Source organism: Shimia sp., from assembly GCF_041624275.1.
Classification (GTDB): domain Bacteria; phylum Pseudomonadota; class Alphaproteobacteria; order Rhodobacterales; family Rhodobacteraceae; genus Shimia.
Genome location: NZ_JBFJVE010000252.1, coordinates 1 through 3,312 on the forward strand (window position 1 = coordinate 1; position 3,312 = coordinate 3,312).

Consider the following 3,312-nt stretch of genomic DNA (forward strand, 5'->3'; position numbering starts at 1 on the left):
CGGCATGAAGGGCGGTGCGGCCGGCGGCGGCCATGCCCAGATCGTGCCGATGGATGACATGAACCTGCACTTCACCGGCGATTTCCACGCCATCACGTCGGCTCACAACCTGCTGTCGGCGATGATCGACAACCACATCTACTGGGGCAACGAGGCCGAGATCGACATCCGCCGCGTGCAGTGGCGCCGCGTCGTCGACATGAACGACCGCGCCCTGCGCCAGATCAACGTCTCGCTCGGCGGCGTCGCCAACGGCTTCCCGCGCGAGGGCGGTTTCGACATCACCGTGGCCTCGGAAGTGATGGCCATCCTGTGCCTTGCCAATGACCTCAAGGATCTGGAACAGCGCCTCGGCGACATGATCGTCGCCTATCGCCGCGACCGCAGCCCGGTCTATTGCCGCGACATCAAGGCCGAGGGCGCGATGGCGGTGCTGCTGAAGGACGCGATGCAGCCCAACCTGGTGCAGACGCTGGAAAACAACCCGGCCTTCGTCCACGGCGGCCCCTTTGCCAACATCGCCCATGGCTGCAACTCGGTGATCGCCACCAAGACGGCGCTGAAACTGGCCGACTACGTGGTCACCGAAGCCGGCTTCGGCGCCGACCTCGGGGCCGAGAAGTTCATGAACATCAAGTGCCGCAAGGCCGGTCTCGCCCCCGATTGCGTGGTGCTGGTGGCCACCGTGCGCGCCATGAAGATGAACGGCGGCGTCGCCAAGGCCGACCTTGGCGCCGAGAACGTCGAGGCGGTGCAGGACGGCTGCGCCAACCTCGGCCGCCACATCGGCAACCTCAAGTCCTTCGGCGTGCCGGTGGTGGTGGCGATCAACCACTTCGTCACCGACACCGAGGCCGAGGTGCAGGCGGTCAAGGATTATGTCGCCACCCAGGGCTCCGAGGCCATCGTGTCGCGCCACTGGGAACTGGGCTCGGAAGGCTCGGAAGCACTGGCCAAACGCGTCGCCGAGATCGCCGACAGCGGCGTCAGCCAGTTCGCACCGCTCTACGGTGACGAGCTGTCGCTGTTCGAGAAGATCGAGCGCATCGCCAAGGGCATCTACCGCGCCGACGAGGTGCTGGCCGACAAGAAGATCCGCGACCAGCTGCGGCTCTGGGAACAGCAGGGCTATGGCCACCTGCCGGTCTGCATGGCCAAGACCCAGTATTCCTTCTCGACCGACCCGAGCCTGCGCGGCGCGCCGACCGGCCATTCGGTGCCGATCCGCGAGGTGCGCCTCTCGGCCGGGGCCGGTTTCGTGGTCGTCGTCTGCGGCGAGATCATGACCATGCCGGGTCTGCCGCGCACACCGGCGGCGGAAACCATCCGACTGAACGACGCCGGCGAAATCGAAGGCTTGTTCTAAGCCGCAAAATACGCTTTCTGCGGCCTGGGAAACCGGGCCGCAGGAGATTCAGATGACCACACTCAATCCGCCGCAGAACTGCCGGTCGATGACCGAGCTGCGCGCCGAGATCGACGCGCTGGATACCGAGATCGTCGACCTTCTGGTGCTGCGGGCCAGCTATATCGACCGCGCGATCGCGCTGAAGCCCTCCGAGGGGCTGCCGGCGCGCATCCCCGAGCGGGTCGACGAGGTCATCTCCAAGGTGAGCCATACCGCGCGCGACAGGGGGCTCGATCCGCAGCTGGTCGAGGGCCTGTGGCGGCAACTGATAGACTGGTCGATCGACCGCGAAGCCCGCGTCATCGACCGCGAATGAAAGAGGGGCGGCCATGCGCGCTGCAATCATTGACGGCAAGGCCATCGGGGCCCGGATGCGGGCCGAGGTCAAGGCCGAAGCCGCCGAACTGGCGGCCGCCGGATGGCAACCCAAGCTGGTCTCGATCAGCGTCGGCGACACCGCGGCGGCCGAGCTTTACGTGCGCAACCAGCAGAAACAGGCGACCAGCGCCGGCGTCGCCTTCGAGGCCCGTAACTACCCGGCCGAGACCTCGCTCGAGCAGCTGACCGGCATCCTGCAGGGGCTCAACGGCGATCCGCGCGTCAACGGCATCATCATCCAGCGCCCGCTGCCCGATCACATCCCGGTCAAGGTGCTGCAAAAGGCGGTGCACCCCCTGAAGGACGTCGAGGGCATGCACCCGGCCTCGATCGGCAATATCGTCTACAATGATCTGGCGCTCGGCCCCTGTACCGCCGTGGCGGCGGTCGAGATCCTCAAGACCCTGCCGCTGCCGATGGAGGGGCTGAACGTCACCGTCATCGGCCATTCCGAGATCGTCGGCAAGCCGATCGCCTTTCTGCTGATGGGGCTGGGGGCGACGGTCACCGTCTGTCACCACATGACCCGCTCGGTGGCGATGCACAGCCGCGCCGCAGATGCGGTCTTTGTCGCGGTGGGCAAGCCGGGGCTGGTCACCGGCACCATGCTGAAGCCCGGCGCGGCGCTGATCGACATCGGCATCAACCGCATCGAGACCCCCGAGGGGCCGCGCACCGTGGGCGACGCCGATTTCGACAGCTGCGCCGAGGTGGCGGGCTGGATCACCCCCGTCCCGGGAGGCGTTGGCCCGGTGACGGTTGCGACATTGATGAAGAATGCCGTACTCGCAACGCGCCTGCAAATGGACCATTACCGGGACAGCTATGCCCGGACCGACATCTGAGAGGAAATTCGACATGGCAGCCAAGATCATCGACGGCAAGGCCTTTGCCGCCACGGTACGCGAGAAGGTCGCCGGCCACGTGGCCCGGCTGAAAGAGGAAAACGGCATCACCCCGGGGCTGGCGGTGGTGCTGGTCGGCGAGGACCCCGCCAGCCAGGTCTATGTGCGCTCCAAGGGCAAGCAGACCGTCGAAGTGGGCATGAACAGCTTTGAACACAAGCTGGAGGCCGACACTTCCGAGGCCGATCTGCTGGCGCTGATCGAGCAGCTGAACACCGACCCGGCGGTGCATGGCATCCTGGTGCAGCTGCCGCTGCCGGGCCATCTCGACGAGGATCTGGTGATCAACTCGATCGCCCCGGAAAAGGACGTCGACGGGTTCCACATTTCCAATGTCGGCCTCTTGGGCACCGGGCAGAAGTCGATGGTGCCCTGCACCCCGCTCGGCTGCCTGATGATGCTGCGCGACCACCATGGCTCGCTGTCGGGGCTGAACGCGGTGGTGATCGGGCGTTCGAACATCGTCGGCAAGCCGATGGCGCAGCTGCTGCTCGGCGACAGCTGCACCGTGACCATCGCCCATTCGCGCACCAAGGATCTGCCCGATGTGGTGCGCAGCGCCGACATCGTGGTCGCCGCCGTGGGCCGCCCCGAGATGGTGCCCGGCGACTGGATCAAGGC

The 3,312-nt window shown here is 66.4% G+C and carries 4 protein-coding genes; all 4 read left to right on the top strand.

The features are described 5' to 3' along the window. On the top strand, positions 1-1,366 hold a 1,366-nt coding region (locus ABZD10_RS14560; protein ID WP_372887586.1), incomplete at its 5' end, for a formate--tetrahydrofolate ligase. Between the two features lie 52 nt (positions 1,367-1,418). Then, positions 1,419-1,724 (top strand): chorismate mutase, encoded by a 306-nt coding sequence (locus ABZD10_RS14565; RefSeq protein ID WP_372887588.1) that lies wholly within the window; start codon positions 1,419-1,421, stop codon positions 1,722-1,724. 13 nt (positions 1,725-1,737) lie between these two features. Continuing rightward, positions 1,738-2,631, top strand: a complete 894-nt coding sequence (locus tag ABZD10_RS14570; RefSeq protein ID WP_372887590.1) for a bifunctional 5,10-methylenetetrahydrofolate dehydrogenase/5,10-methenyltetrahydrofolate cyclohydrolase — start codon at positions 1,738-1,740, stop codon at positions 2,629-2,631. A 13-nt stretch (positions 2,632-2,644) separates the two neighbouring features. Beyond that, the coding region (locus ABZD10_RS14575) for a tetrahydrofolate dehydrogenase/cyclohydrolase catalytic domain-containing protein (RefSeq protein ID WP_372887592.1) at positions 2,645-3,312 on the top strand (668 nt) is incomplete at its 3' end.